Source organism: Roseateles sp. P5_E1 (assembly GCF_054049335.1).
Genome location: NZ_JBFUMN010000050.1, coordinates 17,690 through 37,661, shown reverse-complemented (window position 1 = coordinate 37,661; position 19,972 = coordinate 17,690). Strand labels below are relative to the sequence as shown.

The 19,972-nt window shown below is 66.5% G+C and carries 25 protein-coding genes; 14 read left to right on the top strand and 11 right to left on the bottom strand.

The genetic code is table 11. The features are described from left to right. The 7 genes from ACXJKJ_RS24660 to ACXJKJ_RS24630 form a co-directional block, all read left to right on the top strand. A partial coding sequence (locus tag ACXJKJ_RS24660) for a PA14 domain-containing protein (RefSeq protein ID WP_457393273.1) occupies nt 1-449 on the top strand: 449 nt, incomplete at its 5' end. 37 nt (nt 450-486) lie between these two features. Beyond that, nucleotides 487-1,479 carry a hypothetical protein gene (locus ACXJKJ_RS24655; protein WP_457393271.1) on the top strand — a complete coding sequence of 331 codons (993 nt, stop codon included), beginning with the start codon at nt 487-489 and terminating at the stop codon, nt 1,477-1,479. Nucleotides 1,480-1,503: 24 nt separating this feature from the next. Beyond that, a complete protein-coding gene (locus ACXJKJ_RS24650; RefSeq protein ID WP_457324291.1) occupies nt 1,504-2,421 on the top strand; it encodes an alpha/beta hydrolase in 918 nt (305 codons plus the stop codon). Nucleotides 2,422-2,438: 17 nt separating this feature from the next. Further along, nucleotides 2,439-3,896: a nucleoside hydrolase-like domain-containing protein gene (locus ACXJKJ_RS24645; RefSeq protein WP_457393269.1), complete on the top strand. Its 1,458-nt coding sequence runs from the start codon at nt 2,439-2,441 to the stop codon at nt 3,894-3,896. Next, nucleotides 3,893-4,471 (top strand): hypothetical protein, encoded by a 579-nt coding sequence (locus ACXJKJ_RS24640; protein WP_457393267.1) that lies wholly within the window; start codon nt 3,893-3,895, stop codon nt 4,469-4,471. Before ACXJKJ_RS24645 ends, ACXJKJ_RS24640 begins: the two co-directional genes overlap by 4 nt. Nucleotides 4,472-4,532: 61 nt before the next feature. Next, on the top strand, nt 4,533-5,681 hold the full coding sequence (locus ACXJKJ_RS24635) for a hypothetical protein (protein ID WP_457393265.1): 1,149 nt from the start codon (nt 4,533-4,535) through the stop codon (nt 5,679-5,681). Nucleotides 5,682-6,034: 353 nt separating this feature from the next. Further along, a complete protein-coding gene (locus ACXJKJ_RS24630) occupies nt 6,035-7,855 on the top strand; it encodes a hypothetical protein (RefSeq protein ID WP_457393263.1) in 1,821 nt (606 codons plus the stop codon). An 87-nt stretch (nt 7,856-7,942) separates the two neighbouring features. On the opposite strand, the gene ACXJKJ_RS24625 is transcribed toward ACXJKJ_RS24630, so the two are convergent. The 3 genes from ACXJKJ_RS24625 to ACXJKJ_RS24615 all read right to left on the bottom strand — a co-directional run bounded on the left by ACXJKJ_RS24625 (nt 7,943) and on the right by ACXJKJ_RS24615 (nt 10,563). Further along, on the bottom strand, nt 7,943-9,499 hold the full coding sequence (locus ACXJKJ_RS24625; protein ID WP_457393261.1) for a methyl-accepting chemotaxis protein: 1,557 nt from the start codon (nt 9,497-9,499) through the stop codon (nt 7,943-7,945). A 60-nt stretch (nt 9,500-9,559) separates the two neighbouring features. Next, complete coding sequence (locus ACXJKJ_RS24620; protein WP_056197542.1) at nt 9,560-10,351, bottom strand: ThuA domain-containing protein; 792 nt, start codon at nt 10,349-10,351, stop codon at nt 9,560-9,562. A 62-nt stretch (nt 10,352-10,413) separates the two neighbouring features. After that, nucleotides 10,414-10,563: a hypothetical protein gene (locus tag ACXJKJ_RS24615; RefSeq protein WP_157281602.1), complete on the bottom strand. Its 150-nt coding sequence runs from the start codon at nt 10,561-10,563 to the stop codon at nt 10,414-10,416. Nucleotides 10,564-10,741: 178 nt separating this feature from the next. On the opposite strand from ACXJKJ_RS24615, the gene ACXJKJ_RS24610 reads away from it, so the two are divergent. Continuing rightward, nucleotides 10,742-11,290: a hypothetical protein gene (locus ACXJKJ_RS24610; RefSeq protein WP_056199530.1), complete on the top strand. Its 549-nt coding sequence runs from the start codon at nt 10,742-10,744 to the stop codon at nt 11,288-11,290. Between the two features lie 87 nt (nt 11,291-11,377). Here the strand turns inward: ACXJKJ_RS24610 and ACXJKJ_RS24605 are convergent, their stop codons facing one another. Beyond that, complete coding sequence (locus ACXJKJ_RS24605; protein ID WP_457356503.1) at nt 11,378-11,995, bottom strand: BON domain-containing protein; 618 nt, start codon at nt 11,993-11,995, stop codon at nt 11,378-11,380. A gap of 225 nt (nt 11,996-12,220) precedes the next feature. On the opposite strand from ACXJKJ_RS24605, the gene ACXJKJ_RS24600 reads away from it, so the two are divergent. Continuing rightward, nucleotides 12,221-12,724 (top strand): hypothetical protein, encoded by a 504-nt coding sequence (locus tag ACXJKJ_RS24600; RefSeq protein WP_457356502.1) that lies wholly within the window; start codon nt 12,221-12,223, stop codon nt 12,722-12,724. Nucleotides 12,725-12,778: 54 nt separating this feature from the next. On the opposite strand, the gene ACXJKJ_RS24595 is transcribed toward ACXJKJ_RS24600, so the two are convergent. From ACXJKJ_RS24595 to ACXJKJ_RS24580, 4 genes are read right to left on the bottom strand one after another with little or no spacing between them, the layout of a single operon-like run. Then, nucleotides 12,779-13,177, bottom strand: a complete 399-nt coding sequence (locus ACXJKJ_RS24595; protein ID WP_457356501.1) for a response regulator transcription factor — start codon at nt 13,175-13,177, stop codon at nt 12,779-12,781. A gap of 13 nt (nt 13,178-13,190) precedes the next feature. Continuing rightward, nucleotides 13,191-13,727, bottom strand: coding sequence for a ferritin-like domain-containing protein (locus ACXJKJ_RS24590; RefSeq protein WP_457356500.1), 537 nt, complete (start codon nt 13,725-13,727; stop codon nt 13,191-13,193). Beyond that, nucleotides 13,720-14,166 carry a BON domain-containing protein gene (locus tag ACXJKJ_RS24585; protein ID WP_457356499.1) on the bottom strand — a complete coding sequence of 149 codons (447 nt, stop codon included), beginning with the start codon at nt 14,164-14,166 and terminating at the stop codon, nt 13,720-13,722. The genes ACXJKJ_RS24590 and ACXJKJ_RS24585 overlap by 8 nt, the downstream gene beginning before the upstream one ends. A 14-nt stretch (nt 14,167-14,180) precedes the next feature. Then, entirely contained in the window at nt 14,181-14,438 is a 258-nt protein-coding gene (locus tag ACXJKJ_RS24580) for a hypothetical protein (protein ID WP_457323593.1), read from the bottom strand. A 189-nt stretch (nt 14,439-14,627) separates the two neighbouring features. On the opposite strand from ACXJKJ_RS24580, the gene ACXJKJ_RS24575 reads away from it, so the two are divergent. Beyond that, on the top strand, nt 14,628-15,263 hold the full coding sequence (locus ACXJKJ_RS24575; protein ID WP_056197556.1) for a response regulator: 636 nt from the start codon (nt 14,628-14,630) through the stop codon (nt 15,261-15,263). A gap of 59 nt (nt 15,264-15,322) precedes the next feature. Here the strand turns inward: ACXJKJ_RS24575 and ACXJKJ_RS24570 are convergent, their stop codons facing one another. After that, on the bottom strand, nt 15,323-15,499 hold the full coding sequence (locus ACXJKJ_RS24570) for a hypothetical protein (RefSeq protein WP_157281608.1): 177 nt from the start codon (nt 15,497-15,499) through the stop codon (nt 15,323-15,325). A gap of 102 nt (nt 15,500-15,601) precedes the next feature. Next, nucleotides 15,602-16,525, bottom strand: coding sequence for a VTT domain-containing protein (locus tag ACXJKJ_RS24565; protein ID WP_457393259.1), 924 nt, complete (start codon nt 16,523-16,525; stop codon nt 15,602-15,604). Nucleotides 16,526-16,609: 84 nt separating this feature from the next. On the opposite strand from ACXJKJ_RS24565, the gene modB reads away from it, so the two are divergent. From modB to ACXJKJ_RS24545, 4 genes are read left to right on the top strand one after another with little or no spacing between them, the layout of a single operon-like run. Further along, entirely contained in the window at nt 16,610-17,293 is a 684-nt protein-coding gene (modB, locus tag ACXJKJ_RS24560) for a molybdate ABC transporter permease subunit (protein ID WP_457393257.1), read from the top strand. Beyond that, on the top strand, nt 17,290-18,021 hold the full coding sequence (gene modA / locus ACXJKJ_RS24555) for a molybdate ABC transporter substrate-binding protein (protein ID WP_457393255.1): 732 nt from the start codon (nt 17,290-17,292) through the stop codon (nt 18,019-18,021). The genes modB and modA overlap by 4 nt, the downstream gene beginning before the upstream one ends. Next, the gene (locus ACXJKJ_RS24550) at nt 18,018-18,719 is read left to right on the top strand and encodes an ABC transporter ATP-binding protein (RefSeq protein ID WP_457323598.1); all 702 of its coding nucleotides are present in this window, start codon (nt 18,018-18,020) and stop codon (nt 18,717-18,719) included. Before modA ends, ACXJKJ_RS24550 begins: the two co-directional genes overlap by 4 nt. Next, complete coding sequence (locus ACXJKJ_RS24545) at nt 18,716-19,513, top strand: TOBE domain-containing protein (RefSeq protein ID WP_457393253.1); 798 nt, start codon at nt 18,716-18,718, stop codon at nt 19,511-19,513. The genes ACXJKJ_RS24550 and ACXJKJ_RS24545 overlap by 4 nt, the downstream gene beginning before the upstream one ends. On the opposite strand, the gene ACXJKJ_RS24540 is transcribed toward ACXJKJ_RS24545, so the two are convergent. Continuing rightward, nucleotides 19,510-19,971 (bottom strand): nuclear transport factor 2 family protein, encoded by a 462-nt coding sequence (locus ACXJKJ_RS24540; RefSeq protein ID WP_457393251.1) that lies wholly within the window; start codon nt 19,969-19,971, stop codon nt 19,510-19,512. The two genes, ACXJKJ_RS24545 and ACXJKJ_RS24540, sit on opposite strands and share 4 nt — an antisense overlap. Nucleotide 19,972: the final 1 nt, after the last annotated feature.

Below are 19,972 nucleotides of genomic sequence, written 5' to 3'. Positions count from 1 at the left end.
CCAAGTCGGTGAACGAAATGCGCCGGCGCAAACCCATCAAGACCGTTTGCCTGGCCCAGCTCGACATCACGCCGCGCGACCACCGCGAGGGCTTCCCTGGCCTGGACATGAACGAATGGTTCGGGCTGGACATCCGCTTCACCGTCAACATGCCGCAGGACCTCACCATGGATCTCATGCTGCTGTCCGACGATGGGGCCATCCTGACCGTGGATGACGTGGAGGTGATCAACAACGACGGCATCCATGCGGCTTATCCGCTGATGGAAACCGTGAAGCTGGCCAAGGGCCTGCGTAATTTCCGTGTGCGTTACTTTCAGGGGCCTGGCTACGGTCTCGCGCTGATCCTGGGTTGGAAGAAGCCAGACGGCAAGGACTACCAGTACATCCCCCGCCGGCTGCTCGGGCGCCCGCCGGCCGCAGCCGCAGCCGCCTCGGCCCCGCAGTAGGCACGGCGACATTCGACGGTCCCAGGGAGAACACAAGATGAAGAAGACACAGAAGGATCAGGCCAGCCACCGAACGCGCAATGCGGTGGGCGCCGCGGTGCTGCTGCTTGCCGGCGGCGCCGCTGCCTGGCTGTACGGTCACAAGCCGGCCGGCGAAGCACCGGTTGCCGTGCAGGCTTCGGCGCCCGTAATGCCCGCAGCGCTCGCAACACCAGCCGAAGCAGCCAGCGCCGCAGCCGTCGCGGTCCAGGCAGTACCGACGCCTGCCGCGAGCAGGCCCGTGCTGCCCGGTCGCGCCAATGTCGCAGCACCGCCCGAAGGCGAATCGCCGACCGAGTCGCTGCGCAAGGTGCAGCTGGGCCTGAACGGCGGGACTGCGGAGGATGCGCTGAAAGCGGCCCAGACGCTTCAGCATTGCTCAATGATGTCCAAGGTCCCGGAAGCCCTCTTCGCCCTCCGCGATCAACCGGACCTGATGCCAGCCAATGTCAAGAAGGCGCTCAAGGACATGGGCGGCGAGGAGGGCGTGAGCAACGAGACGATCACCAACGCCCAGCGCGAGCAGCGTCGCTGCCAGGTCTTTGACGCCGCCACGCTGGCGCGCAGCGGTGAGCTCCTGCAAAAAGCCTATGAGGGCGGTGCTGCAGGAGCGGCGATGGCCTATCTGCAATCGCTGGAGTCGCCCGACGCCAAGGGCAAGGCGGACCCGGCGCTGCTCGCCAGGCTGCAGGCCGATGTGCGCAAAGCTGCGCTGGCGGGTGATCGCAACACATTGATGTCGTTTGCCATGGCATCGGGCGATATGGCGCGCGACCTGGGCATTACGCCGACACAACGTAGCGGCTATAAGAATGCCTATCTGCAGATCACGGAAGAGCAAATTCCGGGCATGGCAAAGGGGATGGAAAAGGTAATCGATGCGGTATCACAGATGAACCCGTCGGCACCCCTCACCGCCGCGCAGCAACGCGAGGCCGACGCGCTGGCAAAACAGGTGGTCGACACTTGGCGGCGCGGCCGCAAGGGTTGATCACTTCGGAAACAAGCACTCCAAATGCAATACACCAAGACCCTGGCCACCATCGCCCTGTTGGCACTCGCCACCGCCGCTCCGGCGCAAGGCGTCGAGACCGTCACGCCTGATCGGGCGCGCGCCAACTTTGGCCGCCCGATCACCCTCGCCGCCGACGACGTGCGTGCCTTCCCCGCGCCGTCCGCCGGCTTCGCCGACCCGCGCGCCGGCGTGGCGCCGGGGCGCATCGAGGAGCTGAGCTACGCCTCCGGCGTCACCGGCACGCGGCGCTTGGCCGTCGTCTACCTGCCGCCCGGCTACTCGGCGCAGCAGCGCTACCCGGTGCTCTACCTGCTGCACGGCATCGGCGGCAACCAGCACGAATGGCAAGGCTATGTGCGGGCCAACACCGTCCTGGACAACCTGATTGCCGACGGCAAGGCGCTGCCGATGATCGTCGTCATGCCCAATGGCCGCGCGCTGCCCGACGACAGCTCGCCGCCCGCGGACCGCGTGTTCACGGCGGAGAACGCGGCCGGGTTTGCCAAGTTCGAGCGCGACCTGATCGAGTTCCTGATCCCGGCGGTCGACGCCAAGTACCCGACGCTGGCAGACCGCCAGCACCGTGCGCTGGCCGGCCTGTCGATGGGCGGCGGCCAGTCGCTGAACTTCGGCCTGGCCCACCTCGACACCTTTGCGTCAGTGGGCGGGTTCTCCTCCGCACCCAATACCAAGCCGGCCACCGAACTGCTGCCCGACCCTGCCGCCGCGCGGCGCCAGCTCGCGCTGCTCTACCTGTCCTGCGGCAACAAGGACGGCCTGATCAACGTCTCACAGACCGTGCACCGCGCGCTGAAGGAGCGCGGCATCCCGCACCTGTGGAACGTGGACGAGTCCGGCCATGACCGCGAGAGCTGGGCCGAGAACCTCTTCCACTTCTCGCAGCGGCTGTTCCGCTGAGCAGGATCCCGATCTACATGCTCAGGCTCGCATTCACCGCGCTGCTCGGCGCGCTCATGCTGTCAGGCGGCGCTTCCACCGCTTCCACCGCGCCTGAAGCGCCGGCCGTCAAGCCGCGCCTCGTCGTCCTCACCGACATCGAGAACGAGCCGGACGACACCCAGTCCCTGGTGCGGCTGCTGCTCTACGCCAACGACATCGAGCTGCGCGGCCTCGTGGCCACGACCTCGGTGCACATGAAGCAGGGCGTGCATCCCGAGTCGATCAAACGGTTGATCCAGCACTACGCCCAGGTGCTGCCAAGGCTGCGCCAGCACGACCGCGCCTACCCCGATGCCGCGCAGCTGCTGGCTCGCGTCGTGACGGGGCAGCCCGGCTACGGCCTGCAGGCCATCGGTGACGGGCGCGACAGCCCCGGCTCCGAGCTGCTGCTGCGCGAGCTCGAACGCCCCGACCCTCGCCCGCTGTGGGTCAGCGTCTGGGGTGGGGCCAACACGCTGGCGCAGGCCCTGCACAGCCTGCGCCGCACGCACCCGAAAGCAGCCGTCGACGCGGCCGTCAGCCGCCTGCGCGTCTACACCATCTCCGACCAGGACGACACCGGCGCCTGGCTGCGCCGCGAGTTCCCGGGCCTCTTCTACATCGTCAGCCCCGGCAGCTATGCGCGCCCCACCTGGGCCGCGATCCACCGCGAGATCGAGGGCATCGACAACCAGCACGTCAGCAACGCCTGGATCGTCCGCAACATCCAGCAGGGCCACGGCCCGCTGGGCGCCGCCTACCCCGACATCGCCTACGGCATGGAAGGCGACACGCCCTCCTTCCTCGGCCTCATTCCCAACGGCTTGAACGCGCCCGAGCACCCGAACTGGGGCGGCTGGGGCGGGCGCTACGAGCAGTACACGCCGCGCCGCGAGGACACCGACCCGGACGGCTTCACCGGCGGCGTGCCCGTCGAGACCGAGACGCGCCCGATCTGGACCAATGCCGTGGATCGCTTCCGGCCCGTTGTTCCTGCAGCTTACGGCCGCCCCGTCAAGGCCGGGGAGCGTGAGTTCAACGATGCGCTCGTGACGCTGTGGCGCTGGCGCGAGGCCATCCAGAACGACTTCGCCGCCCGCATGCTGTGGACGACGCGTGCGCCTGCCGAGGCCAACCACGCGCCGGTCGTGCGCCTGGCCCATGCCACCGAGCTGCATGTACGCGGCGGCGACTGGGTCGCCCTCGACGCCAGTCCCAGCAGCGACCCCGACGGCGACAGCCTGAGCTTCCTGTGGCTGGCCTACCCCGAGGCCGGCACGCTGAAAGCCCCGCTGCCGCTGGGCACCGAGGTTCAAGCCCGCATCGGCCTGCGCACACCCGAGGTGGACGCGCCGGCCACCGCCCACGTCATCGTGCAGGTCACCGACAAAGGCACACCCGCCCTCACCCGCTACCAGCGCGTCATCCTGCATATCGAGCCGAAGGCCCCATGACGCGTCGACAACGCCACGCGGCGCGCTGGCTCGCCCTCGCCGCGACCGGCTGGTTGACGGGATGCGTGATCAACGCAGCCAAGCCCTACGACGGCGCGGCGCTGGATCCGCACGGTGAGCGCGCCATCGCCGTGGTCGGCGTCACGGTTGATCGCCCGTGGCGCTTCGAACGGTTCGGGGTGGTCCTGGACCAGTACGACGTGACCCAGCAAAAGATCACGGGCAATTGCTTTTCGTACAACCGGATCGAGGCCGGCGCGCCCGGCGTCGCTGGGCCGACACGCTTCTTCGCCTTCGAGGTGCCCGCAGGTCACTACATCTACAGCGCCTTCAACCGTAGCAACGAAGTCGGCGGCGCCCAGTTCCCAGAAGGTAACCGGGCATTCCATCTGCCAGCGGGGCGGGCCGTGTACATCGGCAACTTCGTGCTCGACAAGGACACCATCACGCTACGCCGTGACACCGCAGAGGCCCGCGCCGCACTCAAGCAAACCCTGCCGAAACTGGCCGCACAAGTGGAGATTGCGGCCGCAGTCACGGCGGCTCCGGCCCGGCCGTTCATGTGCACGCCCTGACAGCCTTGCTCACGTTCCCGCGTCGATCAACAGATCCGCGACCTTCGAACCATCGCCGAACATGAAAAACATCTCGTTGAAGTTTCTCCTTGCGCTGCTATTGGGCGTCGCCTTCGCTTCACCCAACGACGCCTGCACGATTTTTGTGCTCACCGATGCAAGAAAAACGTTGTTCTTCAACAATGAAGACTATTCCAATCCAGTCACCCGCATCTGGTTCCTGCCAGCTGAAAAGGGCTACCACGGGGTGGCCTATGTCGGATTCGACAACGACTGGGCACAGGGAGGCGTCAATACCGCCGGCTTGGCCTTTGACTGGGTGGCCGGATTCGCAGAGCCGTACGTACCCGACCAACAATTGCTCAGGGTTCGAGGCAACCCCAGCGAACGGATGCTGGAGAGTTGCGCAACGGTCGAGGAAGCCATCGCGTTTTATCGGAAATACCGGGAGCCCAGCTTTTCAACTGCCCGGATCATGATTGCCGACAAGACCGGCGCCTCGGTCATCATCGGCGCCCGAAACGGGCAGATCCATCTCGACAGGTCGGTCCAGTCAAGGGGCTTCGGCTATGGGCAGCAGGCACTCGCGGAGTTGCTGAAAAAGGATCTAAAGCCCACGTTGGAAAACGGCTTGCCGATCCTGGATGCCAGCAAGCAGCAAGGCGAATTCGCGACCAAGTATTCCAGCGTTTACGACCTGCAGTCCGGCGACATCGTCATTGCCTCCTCTGTCAATCCGCAGTCTTCCATCACGTTGAGTCTGGAAAAGGAATTGGCGAAAGGCGGCCATTACCATGACATGGCTCAACTGCCCGCGCAGCAGAGCCAGCCCCTCCTGCCGCTGCGGCCGGGCATGAAGCGGCATCTCGCTGACGGGTACACACCCATTCCCGACCCGGACCCGCTCATCGACCAACGATTCAGAACCATCTTCGCGGACGCTGCCGGTGGAACGCTGAAGGCCGATCAGTTTTCGGAGGCGTTGTGGGCCCAACTCGGCCCCAACGCAAAAGCCACTCAGGAAGAGTTCAAGCGGATGGGGAAACTGCAATCGTTCGTTCTTCTTGAACGCAACGAGACAGGCCATCAACGAAGCTACCTGTACCTGGCTGATTTCGAGGCCGTCAGCATCCTGCAGCGCTTGGTGCTCGACGACAAGAATCGGCTGGCGGGCTTGGCATCGGAAGGCACGAAGCAAAACCCCAGGTAGCGGCTCTGCTCGTTGGCGCGTCGCAAGCTGAGCCGGAAAGCTCACCTGGCCGCTGGAGAGTCCCTATGGTCGCGACAGCGTCCGCGAGACCGTCTCTGTGCACGCCCTGATTCGCCATTGCCTAGCGCACTCTTCTCCATGCCGGAAGCCGGGCCTTACCAAGGCAACCGCGACTGGCCACGGCGGCCGCACCGCGAAGCGTCGCGTGCCGACCTGGCTGTCGCTAACCAGACCTTCGTACAGACGCGAAGTCGAGTAAAGACAACAGCGGCAGTGATTCCGCCGCGCGCTGACGACGAAAATCGGACCCGCGGCGTCTCACTCGCCTCTCACACATCGAAAAGGAATTTCCCATGCGCAACGGACCCTGGGCGAACACGCTCGCTGCCGCCCTCTGTCTGCTGTCGGCCTGCTCCGCTGGCGCCCAGCAATCCGGCCCGACGAATCTGGAACCGCGCGTGGTGGTGGCCGGCAAGAGGGGCGACCTCTCCGCGTGGTTCCGGGCCGAAAGCCAGCGCTTCGTCGTGTACTCCGACGCCAGCCAGGAAGACGTCACCCAGCTGCTGGACAACCTGGAGAAGCTCGACCATCTGCTGCGCATCTACACCCAGCCCCTGCGCCAGGCCGAACAGCCGGAACCCAAGCTGACGCTGTACTACCACAGCCGCGCCTCGGCCCTGGGTGAGATCGACGCCAGCGTGCCGGCCGATGCCGTGGGCCTGTACAGCAGCTGCACCTCCGGCGTCCAGGGGTTCGGGGTGCATCTGGAACGCGTCCCCAGCCTCCGCGACGAGCAGCTCGACAAGTCCCCGCTGAACGACACGCTGTCCTATGTCTTCGAGGCGTATGCGCGGCACTTTCTCTATCGCCATACGGACATCCGCACCCCGACGTCGTTCATCGATGGCTTCGCGCAGTACTTCTCCGCAGTGCGGTTCTCGGAAAAGCAGATGGTGGTGGGTCGAACACCGAAAGCCATCGCCCGCTACCTGAAGTTCATCGATGACGGCCGAAGGTACAGCCTCGAATACGACGACGTCCTGCAACACAGGCTCGCCAACGCCCACAACTACGCCGGCGACGCTGGCGTGCGCCTGGAGTTCGAGGCGAAGTCCTGGCTGTTGACGCACTACATGCTGTCGTCGGAAGACAGGCGCAAGCGCCTGAACCGGTATCTCGGGCTCGTCGACCGCGGCGCTTCCCCGACGACGGCCTTTGAACGGGCCTACAACGTCAAGGCATCCGAGATCAGCGCGGTGATGTGGCGGTATGGCCTTCGGGGCATGGAGGCCCTGCGGGTGGCACAACCATCCCTTCCGGCTGCACGGCTGAGGTTCCATGCGCTGCCCCGCGCTGCGGGCGAATTCGTGCTGGCGGATGCCGCCTTGAAGGCGTGCCCGAACCGGCCAACCGGGGAGGCGCTGCTGAAGAAGGTCGCCGGCCTGGCGGTGCAGTTCCCGAACGACGACCTGGCCCGCCTCACCTTGAGCCGGGCGCAGATCGACTGGGGGAACCCGCAGGAAGCCTTGCCGGCGCTGAATGCCGTCCTGCAAGGGGATGACGCCAACTTCGAGGCCCGGTATCTGTTGGGCATGGCTAATCTGCGCCTGGCCGAGCGCAACGAGGGTGATGCCAGGCGCGCCTATCTCCAGGCCGCCCAGGGCCATCTGCAGCGCGCCCGCGGCTTGAATCCGCAATCGCCTGAAGCTGCCTTGGCCGTCTTCAAGACCGAAGTGGCCGCCACGGATGCCCCAGACAGTGCTGCGCTGCAGGGTGTCATCTCGGCCTGGCAGACCGCGCGCGAAGTCGACGCGCTCGCGCGTTCCGCAGCGCTGGCCTACGCCTATGCCGGCAATGCAGACGAGGCACACCAGACTCTCGTTTCGCTAGTACAGAACATGCGCGACGAGCCCACGGCTCAATGGGCCAGGCAGTGGCAGGGTCGCCTCAACGCAGGCGTAACCCGTGGCGACATCCTCGCCGAGATGCGCCGCGACTCCGTGCCCGACGCGCCCTTCAAGGAGTGGACGGTCGACAAGGAAAGCGTGATGCAAAAGGTGGAACTCAGCTACGCCCTGGAGATGGCGCAACCCTTCATCAAAGCCACGCAGGAGCAACAAGGCAAGGCCGGGCAACCGGCAAGTGACCTCAGCGGCGGCAACCGGAAGAGGTAGGGCTGCGAACATCGCGCTGCAGGTACCGGTCACGCACCTGAGCGGTCGCGGACGGGGCCCGCTTGCCGATCCTCAGTCGTTACGCGCTCAGTGCCCAGTTCCAAGCTTGAACACGCCAACCACCTCGGTCAGGCGCCGCGCCTGCTGACTCAGGCTATCCGCGGCAGCCGCCGATTCCTCCACCAGCGCCGCGTTCTGCTGGGTCACCTGATCCAGCTGGTTCACGGCGTTGCTGACCTCTCCGATGCCAACGCTCTGCTGGTCCGCGGCGGCGCCGATCTCTGCAATCAGCGTCGCGACCTGCTGCACGTTGCGCACGATCTCTTCCATCGTCACGCCTGCACCTTCGACGAGCCGCACGCCGGCATCCACCCGCTCCACGCTCTCGCCGATCAATACCTTGATTTCCTTGGCCGCGGTCGCGGCGCGCTGTGCCAACGTGCGCACCTCGCCCGCAACAACCGCGAATCCGCGGCCATGCTCGCCCGCTCGCGCAGCCTCGACGGCGGCATTCAGGGCCAGGATATTGGTCTGAAAGGCGATGCCGTCGATCACGCCGGTGATGTCGGCAATCTTGCGCGAGCTGGCACTGATGTTCCCCATGGTCGTGACCACCTCCGAGACGACCGCGCCGCCTCGCGTCGCCACCTTGCTGGCGGCACCAGCCAATGCAGCGGCCTCACGCGCGGACGCAGCGCTGCGCTGAACGGTGGCCGTGAGCTCCTCCATCGACGAAGCGGTCTCCTCCAGATTGGAGGCCTGCTCTTCAGTGCGCTGGGACAGGTCCGCGCTGCCGGTGGCGATTTCCTGCGAACCCGTCGCGATCGATTCGCTGCTCAGGCGCACCTGATCCACGATGCGCACCAGGCTCTGATTCATCGAATGCAGCGCCAGCAGCAGTTGGCCCGTTTCGTCCCGGCCATGCGACTTGATCTCCGAGGTCAAGTCACCGGACGCAACGGTCTCGGCGACGTGCAGCGCCTCGGCGATCGGCCTCGTGATTGAACGGCTCAGCAAGACGGCGATCAGGGTTGCAAGGCCCACGGCGACAGCCGACAGCAGGATCATGAGGAACTTCGCTGCAGCGGCGGTTTCCTTGGCCTCGGCGCCAAACTGCTCCATGCTCTCGGTCTGGGACTTGGCGAACTCCTCGACCGCATGCAGATAGACGCCTTGCACCGGCAGGATGCCGGTGATGAGTTCTGTGCGCCCGTCCTCGACCTTTCCGGCCTTGATCATTTCAATCAGAGGCGCCTGGTGTTCCTTGAATTTCGCCCGGCCGTCGACCAGCGCCTGCAAGGCCGCTCGGCCCCGCTCGCTGTGCACGGTAGCCGTCAGCTTCTGGATGGCGTCGTTCACCACGGGCACGGAGGCCTCGATCTTGGCCAGCTCCTTGTCGACAACCCCTTTGTCGGAGGCGATCAATGCCGTCCTGATGGCTCGCAGCTGCGCGTTCACCTCGTTCTCGATGAGGTGAGCCAGCGACACCTTGACGAAACGGTCGTGCAGGATGATTTCGGTGCTGCCATTCACCGCGTTGATCTTCGTCACGCCGATGATGGCCAGCGCGGCCAGCAACGCGATGACCATTGCAAATCCCGCTGTCAGACGGGTCCCAATCTTCCAGTCTGTCGCAGCTTTCATGGCCGCCTCCTGTTGGTATGAGAGAACTGGTCTGCATCGCCAGACCACCGATTTATACGACTACTTGAGCCCCAATGCCCACGCGATGCCGCCCAGCACGTGACTTTGGAAGGCTGGCATGAGCCACACATGCTCGTTGTGGCCCAGCGCTGTGTAGAACACCCGGCCCTTGCCGAAGTTCCGGCACCAGGAAATCGGAAAGTGCCCGGGCGCGTGGGTGTTCGGATGCCGATCCAGCACGAGCAGATCGTGCACGCCAGCGGGGTCATGGTTCTTGAAGACGTAGATCTCCTCAAGCTTGCCATCAAGGGTCCAGGTGGCGGGCAGATGGCGGTTCGCCGGGTGCGAGGCGTCGCGGTTGAGGGCTTCGATGCTCACCTGCTCGCGGTGATAGTCGAACTCGCCGCCCAGCATGTCGATGTAGGGGCGGTAGGCGTGCAGGGTGTCGGTGGCGCTGTGAATGCCGATGAAGGCGCCGCCGTCCCTGATCCACTGGATGAAGGCCTCCTTGTCGGGCAGTGGCAGCTCGCCCGTGGTGCTGGCGAAGACGATGCCGTCGTAGCGCTTCAGCGCCGCAGGATTCAGCTTGCGCTCCAGCATGGTTCTGACCTGCTCGGCGTAGACCGCCGCAGCGGTGCCTTCGACGGGCGTGACGGCCGCCAGCTCCACGTCAAACGAGCCGGACGACTGTCCGAGCGACGCCAGCACGCGTTCCGCCGTCTCGATGGAGCTGTGGCGAAAGCCCATCGTCGTCGTGACGATGAGGAGCTTCTTGGGCGGCGCGGCCAGGGCGTCGGTGACCACCCCGCAAGCCATGGCGGCGAGGCATGTGAGCCAGATAAAGCATTTCATCGGTCAATCTCCAATTGGGTGAGATTCAGAGGCCGCCGTCCCCGCTCTGGCATCGGACGGTCTCAGCTTCGGCTTTCGGCGGCGGCGGCGGGCAGTGTGACTGACGCATCGAATGACAGCGCGGCGAAGGCGAAGGGAATGCGGCGGCGCAGCGTCATCCTGCACACCAGCAGGCCCATCACGAACGAGCAGGCGAGGCGGATGAGCGCCACCCAGAAGCATGAGCATTACTCAAGGCCTCACCCGGGCTTCGCCCACGCGGCCTCGTCCGACCTTTGCAGGGCCGTGACGCCGACACGGCCGGCACGGGTGGATTCCTAAGCTCAGCGGCGTGGCACCTGCCCTGTCGAGGGCATGACGCTGCCACCCATCAAGCCAAAGGAGATCCCCATGACGAAGCAAATCCGCACCTCCCGCCTTTTGTGTGCCCTCGCACTGGTCGGCCTCGCCGGCGCGGCTTCGGCCAATCTGACCAAGCCGGTCTATTCGCAAGCCAAGGATGAGGTCAAGGCCATGTTCAAGGCCGAGCGCGACAAATGCGGTTCCCTTGCGGGCAATGCCAAGGACGTGTGCGTCGAGCGCGCCAAGGCTCATGAAAAGGTCGCCCTGGCCAACCTCGAATACCAGTACACAGGCACGGTCAAGGATCACAACGATTACCTGGAGTCCCGCTACGAGGCACGCTACAAGCTGGCCAAGGAAATGTGCGATGACAAGTCCGGCAATGCCAAGGACGTCTGCGTCGCCGAAGCCAAGGCCGAGCATGACAAGGCCAAGGCCGACCTGAAGGCCAACAAGGCGGTCGCGTCCGCGCAGTCAGATGCGCTTGAGACCAAGCTGAAGGCCGACTACAAGGTCGCCAACGAACGCTGCGATTCGCTATCGGGCGACGCCAAGGACAGCTGCCAGGCCAGCGCCAAGGCCCGCTACTTCCAGTGATGAGGCGCCACCGCTGCGATACCGCAGCGGTGGCATGACGAAAAAACGCCGGCTCTCGAGCCGGCGTTCTCGCACCTGGAGAAACGTTCAATGCGCCGCACTGGCCGCGGCGGGCATGCCGTCCGCCACCGCGACCACTCGCCCCGCCTGCGGCAGAGTCAGGCGGTTATCCACGCCACGCACGCCCTGTGGGGCTCCGGCCAGCACCGTGGCGCGCTCCTTGGCGGCCGCATCGGGGGCCGGGCCTTCCAGACGCACGATGCCGCCTGTCGTCGTCACCTCAATCCGCGGCGCGCTGAGGGCCGGGTCGGCAGCAAGCGCCGTCTTGACCTTGAGACTGATGCCCGTGTCATCGATGGCCGTGCCAACGCCGTCCACGGCGCTGCGCGAGGCCTCGACGGCCGCGTTCTGAGAATCCGTGACCGTTTGACCGATGCGATGGCCGAAGTTGCGCACGCTCGCAATCGCGTCATCGAGCTGGGTGCCCGGGGTGCGGGAGTCTTGCAGGGTGGCAACGGTGATCGCCGTGATAGCGGCGCCCAGGCCCAGTGCGAGGAGCCAGGCGCCAGCGCTAGAGCGCCTGCGAGGTCTCTCGTCGTCACGCAAGCGGCGTACGGGCGGTGCGACGGCAGGATCGGTGGACTCACCATAAGGCGGCAGACGGGCGCGCCAGTCGTCGGCGTGGGGGCTTGTGACGGGTTTCATGGCGATCTCCTGACGGGCCCGGTGGGCCTCACGCTGCAAGTCTGGCTGGCGGCCATGGCCCCACCCGTCAGCGAGTGCAGTCGCAGGCTGTAGGACCGCGCGCCACTGCATCGGCGCGTGCATGCGGGCTTCCCGTTGTCCGATAGCTGCTACTGCCGCAGGCCGACACCGCCGACGAAGCTCACCACCCATCATCCGACTCATCAAACCTTGAAGTGCTGCGCCATGAATCTCCGCCTGCTCTTCCCGCTGCTCGGCCTGTCTCTCGTCCAGGGTGTTCATGCCCAGGGCGTGCCAGCCAGTAGCGGCATGGGCGCTGGCATCGGTCTGGCCAGCCAAGCGACGCCGCAATACGCATCGGACCCCGAGCTGAATTGGCGCGACCCGCAATGGCTTAGTCGCCAGCGCGAACGCTCGCGCTGGCGCTATCAGCTGGGGCTCGAACAGCAACTTCGCTCACCCGCGCAGCTCGGGCCGCAAGCCGCCGTGCGCGAGGCCCTGTGGGCTGGCGTCAGCTACAACTTCAACACCAGGTTGAGTGGCGGTGTGGAAACTCCGGTCTGGCAGCGTGACAGCGGCTGGGCATCACGCATGGCTTTCGAACGCCCAAAGGGAGAAGGCTTGACTGGCTTGCGCGGTGCGTTCTCGTACCAGCTGAGTTCACAAAGCCGGCTGACGTTGCGCCCACAGGCCCGCCGCGTCATGCTCAGCTATTCAGCGACCTGGTGAACAGCAAAGCGGGCGCCTCAGCGCCCACCTGTCATCGACCGTCGGTTAGGTTGACTACGCCATCTGCGGAGATCGCCCGGCAGCCAGATCGGCGCAATAGTTGATCAGTTCATCGAGCTGGCGGCATTTATCGAACACGCGCTCTGCGCCCAGTGTGGCGCACCGGCGGCGCATGTCCTCGGTCGCGTAATTGGTCAGCACGATGCGGCGCGCCGCCATGCCCAAACGCTGGGCCGCACGCAGCACGCCCAGACCGTTGCCGGAATTCAGGAAGATATCGACGATGACCACATCGGCCTTCTGGGCGGCCTCACGGCTCATCCAATGCACGGCCGACTCCTCATCGCCGGCGCTGCCGATGACTTCGACGTTGGCCATTTCCTCGAGAGTGCCCGCTAGATTCTCACGGATCACGGGGCTGTTCTCGACGATGAACGCGCGCAACGCAGGCATGGCAAGCTCCGGTTCAGGCACGGGCCATCCAATCCTTCAACTCGTCGGCATGCTCTTCCTCGTCAGCCAGGATGTCCTCCAGCAGGCGCCGGGTCGTGGAATCCTTGTCCCCGACCAGATGGATCATCTGCCGGTAGCTCTCGACAGCAACCCGCTCGGCGATGAGGTTGGACTTGATCATGGCCTTGAGATCGTTGACGCCGTCGTAGTCCGCGTGGCTGCGCTCAGGCAGGCCCACAGGGTTGAAGTCGGGTTCGCCGCCCAGCTGCACGATGCGCTCGGCCAGCCGGTCGGCATGGCCCAGCTCCGCATCGGCATGGACGAGAAATTCCGCAGCAATGCTGGGCGATTCCAGCCCCGTGGCCATGAAGTGGTGCCGGCGGTAGCGCAGCACGCAGATCAGCTCGGTGGCCAAAGCACCGTTGAGGAGGCTGACGATGTCTTCACGCCACGGCCCGTAGGCCGGCGTGACCGCGCCATCATCGAGATGACCGCGCGCCGCCTCCAGGCCGGCCTCATCCAGTTGCAGAGGCCTTTGCTTGTCAACCATTGCGTGCCACCACGAGCTGGTTGTCCACTGAGCGAACACCGTTCACGGCGGAGGCCAGCGTCGTCGCGCGAGCCTGCGAGCCGGCGTCGGGGGCCGTACCGACCAGCGTGACGCGGCCGTCCTCGGCTCGCACGTCGATCTTGGTGGCCTTGAGCCTGTCATCGGCCATCAGCGCGGCGTTGATCTTGGTGACGATGGTCGCGTCGGTGGCGGCGTCAGCAGCGGCCGCAGTCGCGTCCTTCAGCTTGGTCTCAGCCTTGTCCACGGCTTGGCGGGCATCGGTCTTGGCCTCGTTACCGGCCTGCTTGGCGTCGGCAATCGCGCCGTCGAGCTTCTGGCCGGCAGTGCGTTCGTCGTTCTGCTTGCTGCAGGCGGCCAGGGCGGCGACCAGGGCCAGGGCGGCAATCAGCGGCGTGCGGGGGGTGGGGATGCGGTTCATCATGCGTCCTTTCTTCATCGCTGAAGGTGTTGGGAAAACGATGTGGGCAACTGTGGCGGCTGCGCCTGCGGCGCGGCGGCAGCCACGGCGCCTATCGGGTGTCGGACAACGCCGACGCGTTGCCAGTGGCGCATTTCCTCGCCACGGCGAACGTTCTGTTGAAGGAGGTCGACAAAGGCCGTCAGCAAGGCGGCGCCAAGTGCGGCGCTGAGGGCCAGCACCAGCCAAAGCGGCGGGAGGAGACGGGCCAAGGTATCGGCCAGGGTTTTCATCACTCGCTCCATGGTCTGCGTGACCTGAGCCGACTTTGCAAAAAACCGATGGCTCTGGCTACCGGCCACATTCGTGTGGGCCCGTAGGACAAGCGGCCGGCCTATACCCCTTGTAGGACAGCGCTGATCGCGCACGCCGTTTGCCCTCGCTACGCTTTACTCGTTATCACAACTGATTCGGAGCGCAACATGATTCGCATTGGCATCGTTGACGACCACGCCATCGTGCGGTCCGGCCTGCGTCAGTTCCTCGGCGAAAACGTCGACCTGCGCGTGACAGGCGAGGCCGGCAACGGCCGCGACGCGCTCGAGCTGGCGCGCACCGGCGAGGTCGATGTCTTGTTGATGGACATCTCCATGCCCGGGCAGAGCGGCGTGGATGCCTTGTCGGCCATCAAGACCCGCTTCCCCGAGTTGCCCATCCTCATCCTCAGCGGCTTCCCCGAGACGCACTACGCCACGGCGCTGCTGCGCCAGGGCGCCAGCGGCTATCTGAACAAGGAGTGCGATCCGGAGGAGATCGCCAATGCCATCCGCACCGTCGCGCGCGGCCGGCGCTACATCAGCCCGGCCGTGGCCGAGTTGCTGGCCGACGGCGTCGCCGGGGGCGGCTCCGACCGGCCGCTGCACGAGTCGCTGTCGGAGCGTGAGCTGCAGGTCTTCCTGCGCCTGGCCAAGGGAGAGACGGTGGGCGACATGGCCAAGGCCATGTTCCTCAGCGTCAAGACCGTCAGCACCTACCGCACCCGGGTGCTGGAGAAGATCAAGCTTGAGACCAACAGCGACCTGACCTACTACGCGCTGAAGAACGGCCTGATCCAGTAAGCGCAGCCCGGAAACGACAACGGCCCCTGACGGGGCCGTTTTTGCGAAGCCGGCTTGGCTCAGCGACCGATGTTCATCGGTGCCATCGACATGGAGGCGCGCGATTGGGTTGCAATACGGCGCTCGAGGTCGGCGTGGTCAATGGCGCTGGACAGATAGCGCTCTTCGACGTCGGAGACGGTGTCAACGGTCAGCGCGGTGCGCAGAGATTGCAGCAAGTTTTGGATCAGGCTCATGTTGGTTTGGGCTCGTGGCCCTCTCGTCGATCTAGGGTAAACCCGATTGTAGGGTAAATACTATATCCAACACCCACCACTCAATGCCGGCCGAACATGAATTCATGCCGTTTCGAGGGCATGGCCGGCCTGCGCCCAGGCGTCGATGCCGCCTCGCAGCACACGGGCCTGGTGCCCCCTGGCCTTCAGCCACTGCGCGGCGCGCGCGGCGGACACATCGTTGGGACAGGCGCAGTAAGTGATGAACTCCGCCTCCAACGGCCAGCCTGCCAGGGCCGCATCGCCCAGGGCGCCGAGGTCGAGATGGCGCGCGCCGGGAATGCGGCCGGCCAGCGGCACGCCACGCACGTCGACGAAAACGACATTGCTGCCCTGCTGCATCAACGCCAACACCTCGTCGGGGCCGAGGCGCTCAAGACGGCTCAACTCGCGCCGGACGGCGGCGCGCCGCCACAGCCGCCAGCCGAGATAGGCGGCGACGATCGCTGCGCCGAGGGCCAGGGCGGCGCCGCCCAACTGGCTCAGCTCCCGCAGCACGGCATCGATCTGCGAGTGGAAGACACGGCCGGCCGCCAGGCCCGCGGCCGCCCAGAGCGCCGAGCCGAGCAGGTTCCAGGTCAGGAAGCGCCCCGCTGTCATGCCCAGGGCACCCGCCAGCGGCGGCGCGAGCATGGACAGCCCCGGCACGAACTTGGCGATGAGCAGGGTCAGCACGCCCCGGCGGGCGAAGCTGATCTCGTTCTGGCGCACGCAGCTGTCCGGCGAGATGGAAATGCGGCACAGCGCCGCCAGCACACGCCGCCCCAGGCGCCGGCCAGCCCAGAACCAAAGCACATTGGCCACCATCGCGGCCAGCGTGATCGCGGTGAAGGCGCGCAACGCGAAGCCCTCGCGTGCCGCTGACTCCGCGCCCAGCAGCAGCAACAAGGGCGTGGACGGCAGCGGCGCGCCGAGCTGGTGCAGCAGCACGGCGAYGGCCACGGCAAGCAGGCCGTAGCGGGCAAAGAGATCGATCAGCAGTTCCATGGCGTTGCTTGACAGCATAGTGCGCCGTGGCCTGTCCACGCTTCGGCCGGCAATTCGTGATGTAGTTGATTACATTACGCCACCATGCCAACCGACCTCTGGAGCCAGTTCGACGCCGCGCCGCTGGCGCTGACGCTGCGCGTGGCCGTCGTCGCAACGGCGCTGGCCCTGGTACTGGGCGTCGCCCTGGGCTGGGTGTTCGCGCGCACCAGGCTCCCGGGCCGGGGTCTGCTGGAGGCCATCTGCATGCTGCCGCTGGTGCTGCCGCCGACCGTGCTGGGCTACGGCATCCTCGTGCTGATGGGTCGGCGCAGCGTGCTCGGTGGCTGGCTGCGCGAACACTTCGACTACACCATCATCTTCAACTGGCACGGCGCCGTCATCGCCTCGACGCTGGTGGCCCTGCCGCTGGTGCTCAAGGGTGCCAGCAGCGCCTTCGCCCAGGTCGACCGCAACCTTGAAGCCGCCGCGCGCACGCTGCGCCAGTCGGGCTGGRGCACCTTCCTGCGCGTGACGCTGCCGCTGGCCTGGCCCGGCATCCTCGCCGGCACGCTGCTGGCCTTCGCCCGCGCGATGGGCGAGTTCGGCGCCTCGCTGATGGTGGCAGGCTCCATTCCGGGCCAGACCCAGACCGCCTCCATGGCCATCTACGACGCCGTGCAGGCCGGGCGCGACGACCTGGCGCTGATGCTCGCCCTCGTCGTGTCGGCCTTCTCGGTCGCCATCCTCGTGCTGTCCAACCGCTTTCTGCAACGCTCGCCGTCATGAAGCGCCTGCTGCTCCTGTTGACCGCCATTCCCTTGCTGGCCTCGGCTCAGCAACTCACCGTCTCGGCCGCCGCCAGCCTGACCGACGCCTTCAAGGAGATCGCCCCGCGCTTCGAAGCGGTCAAGCCCGGCGCGACGCTGCGCTTCAACTTCGCCGCCTCCGGCGTGCTGCTGCAGCAGATCGCCCAGGGCGCACCGGTGGACGTCTTCGTCAGCGCCGACCAGGAGACGATGAACCGCAGTGCCGACCAACAGCTCATCGCCACCGGCACTCGCCGCGACTTCGCGAGCAACACGCTGGTACTGGTGGCGCCGCCGGACAGCCCCGTCAAGCGCCTGGGTGACCTGACCTTGCCCGCCGTGAAACGCATTGCCGTGGGCAAGGTGGCCTCCGTCCCCGTGGGCCGATACACGCAGCAGGCCCTGGGGGCCGCACAGCTCTGGTCGGCGGTGAGCCCCAAGCTTGTCTTCGCCGACAACGTGCGCCAGGTGCTGGACTACGTCGCTCGCGGCGAGGTGGAGGCCGGTTTCGTCTACCGCACCGACGCCGAGATCGCCAAGGACAAGCTGCGCGTGGTCGCGGCGGTAGGCGGCCACACGCCCATCACCTACCCGGCCGCCGTCGTGGCGGGCAGCCGGCAGGCCGCGTTGGCGCGAGACTTCGTCGCTTTCCTCGGCGGGGCCGAAGCCCAGGGCATCCTGGCCAAGTACGGTTTCGGCAAACCTTGATCGACGTTCGCCTGCAACTCTCAGTCAGCGACGCCCGGCGCCGCTTCGACCTGGACGTCGCCTTTGCCACGGAGGCGCCCTTCGTCGCGCTCTACGGCCCGTCGGGCGCCGGCAAGTCGCTGACGCTACAAGCCATGGCCGGGCTGCTGCCAGTGCGTGCCGGCCACGTGCGCTTGAACGGCCACGCGCTACTGGACACCGCCGCCGGCGTCAACCTGCCCCCCGAGGCGCGCGGCGTGGGCTACCTCTTCCAGCACTACGCCCTGTTCCCCCACCTCAGCGTGCGCGACAACATCGCCTTCGGTCTGACGAACTGGCGCAAGCGGCTGAAGCCCGAGGACGCGGCGCGGGTGGACGAGCTGATCGAATCCTTCGGCCTCACGGCAATGGCGCGCAGCAAACCGGCCACGCTCTCCGGCGGCCAACAGCAACGCGTGGCGCTGGCGCGGGCGCTGGCCTGCAACCCCAAGGTGCTGTTGCTGGACGAACCCTTCGCCGCCCTGCACAGCTCGCTGCGCCGCGAACTGCGCGCTGAGCTGCAGCGCGTGCTGGCGCAATGGGGCATCCCGGCCGTCATGGTCAGCCACGATGCCGACGACGTGCTGACGCTGGCCGACGAGATCGTGCTGGTCGATGGCGGCCAGGTCAGCCAGCGGCTGCGGGCCGACGACCCCGAGCTGCGCGCCCGACTGCTATGAGCACCCCAGACCACCCGCTGCTGCAGGGCGAGTTGCGCCTGGCCGGCCGGCTGGACGGCCGCTTCTTCGACCTGCTGGCCGCATTGGCGCTGACCGGCTCGCTGCAGAAGGCCGCCCGCGCCGCCGGCTACAGCTACAAGGGCGCCTGGCTGGTACTGGATGCGGCCACGGCGCTGACGCACTCACCGCTGGTCGACAAGGCCACGGGTGGCGCCGGTGGCGGCGGCACGCGACTGACTGCCGAAGGCGAGGCCCTGCTCGCCGCCTGGCGCGAGCTGCAAGCCCGTCACACCGCCTTCCTGCACGAACAGGCCGCCTGGCTGGCCACCCAACCGGCGCTCAATGCGCTGCTGAAAAGGATGAGCATGAAGACCACCGCCCGCAACCAGTTCTTCGGCCGCATTTCGGGCGTGAACCCCGGCCCGTCGACGACGACGGTGCGCGTCGCGCTGGACGGCGGCCAGGAAATCACCGCCTCGCTGACGACCGAGGCCGCGCAGGAACTGCAGGTGCAGACGGGCCAGGAGGCGCTGGCCCTCGTGAAGTCCAGCGAGATCGTGTTGGTGACGGATTTCGGCGGCTACAGGCTGTCGGCCCGCAACCAGCTGGCCGGCACGGTGTCGCGCGTGGAGCGCGGCGCGGTGTCGTCGCTGATCGGCGTGACGCTGCCGGGCGGCACGGTKGTCACGGCGAGCGTCACCAATGACGCGGTCGACGGCCTGGCGCTGGCGGTGGGGCAAGCGGCGACGGCWGTGTTCAAGGCCTACGCGGTGATGCTGGCSGTCCGCGCCTAGAGCCCCAGGTCACTCAGGCTCGGATGCTCATCCGGCCTCCGGCCCAGCGGCCAGAAGAACAGCCGCGCCGATTCGGCGATGGGTAGATCGTTGATGCTGGCAAAGCGCCGCCGCATCAGGCCCTCGGCGGTGAACTCCCAGTTCTCGTTGCCATAGCTGCGGTACCAGTGGCCGGAGTCGTCGTGCCACTCGTAGGCAAAGCGCACAGCGATGCGATGGCCGTCATGAGCCCACAGCTCCTTGATGAGCCGGTAGTCCAGCTCGCGCGCCCACTTGCGTACGAGAAAGCCATGCACCTGCTCGCGGCCGACCGGGAACTCGGCGCGGTTGCGCCAGACCGTGTCGTCCGTGTAGACGCCGACGACGCGGTCGGGGTCACGGCTGTTCCAGGCGTCTTCGGCCAGGCGCACTTTCTGCACCGCCGACTCTGGCGTGAAGGGTGGAAGCGGCGGCTTCATG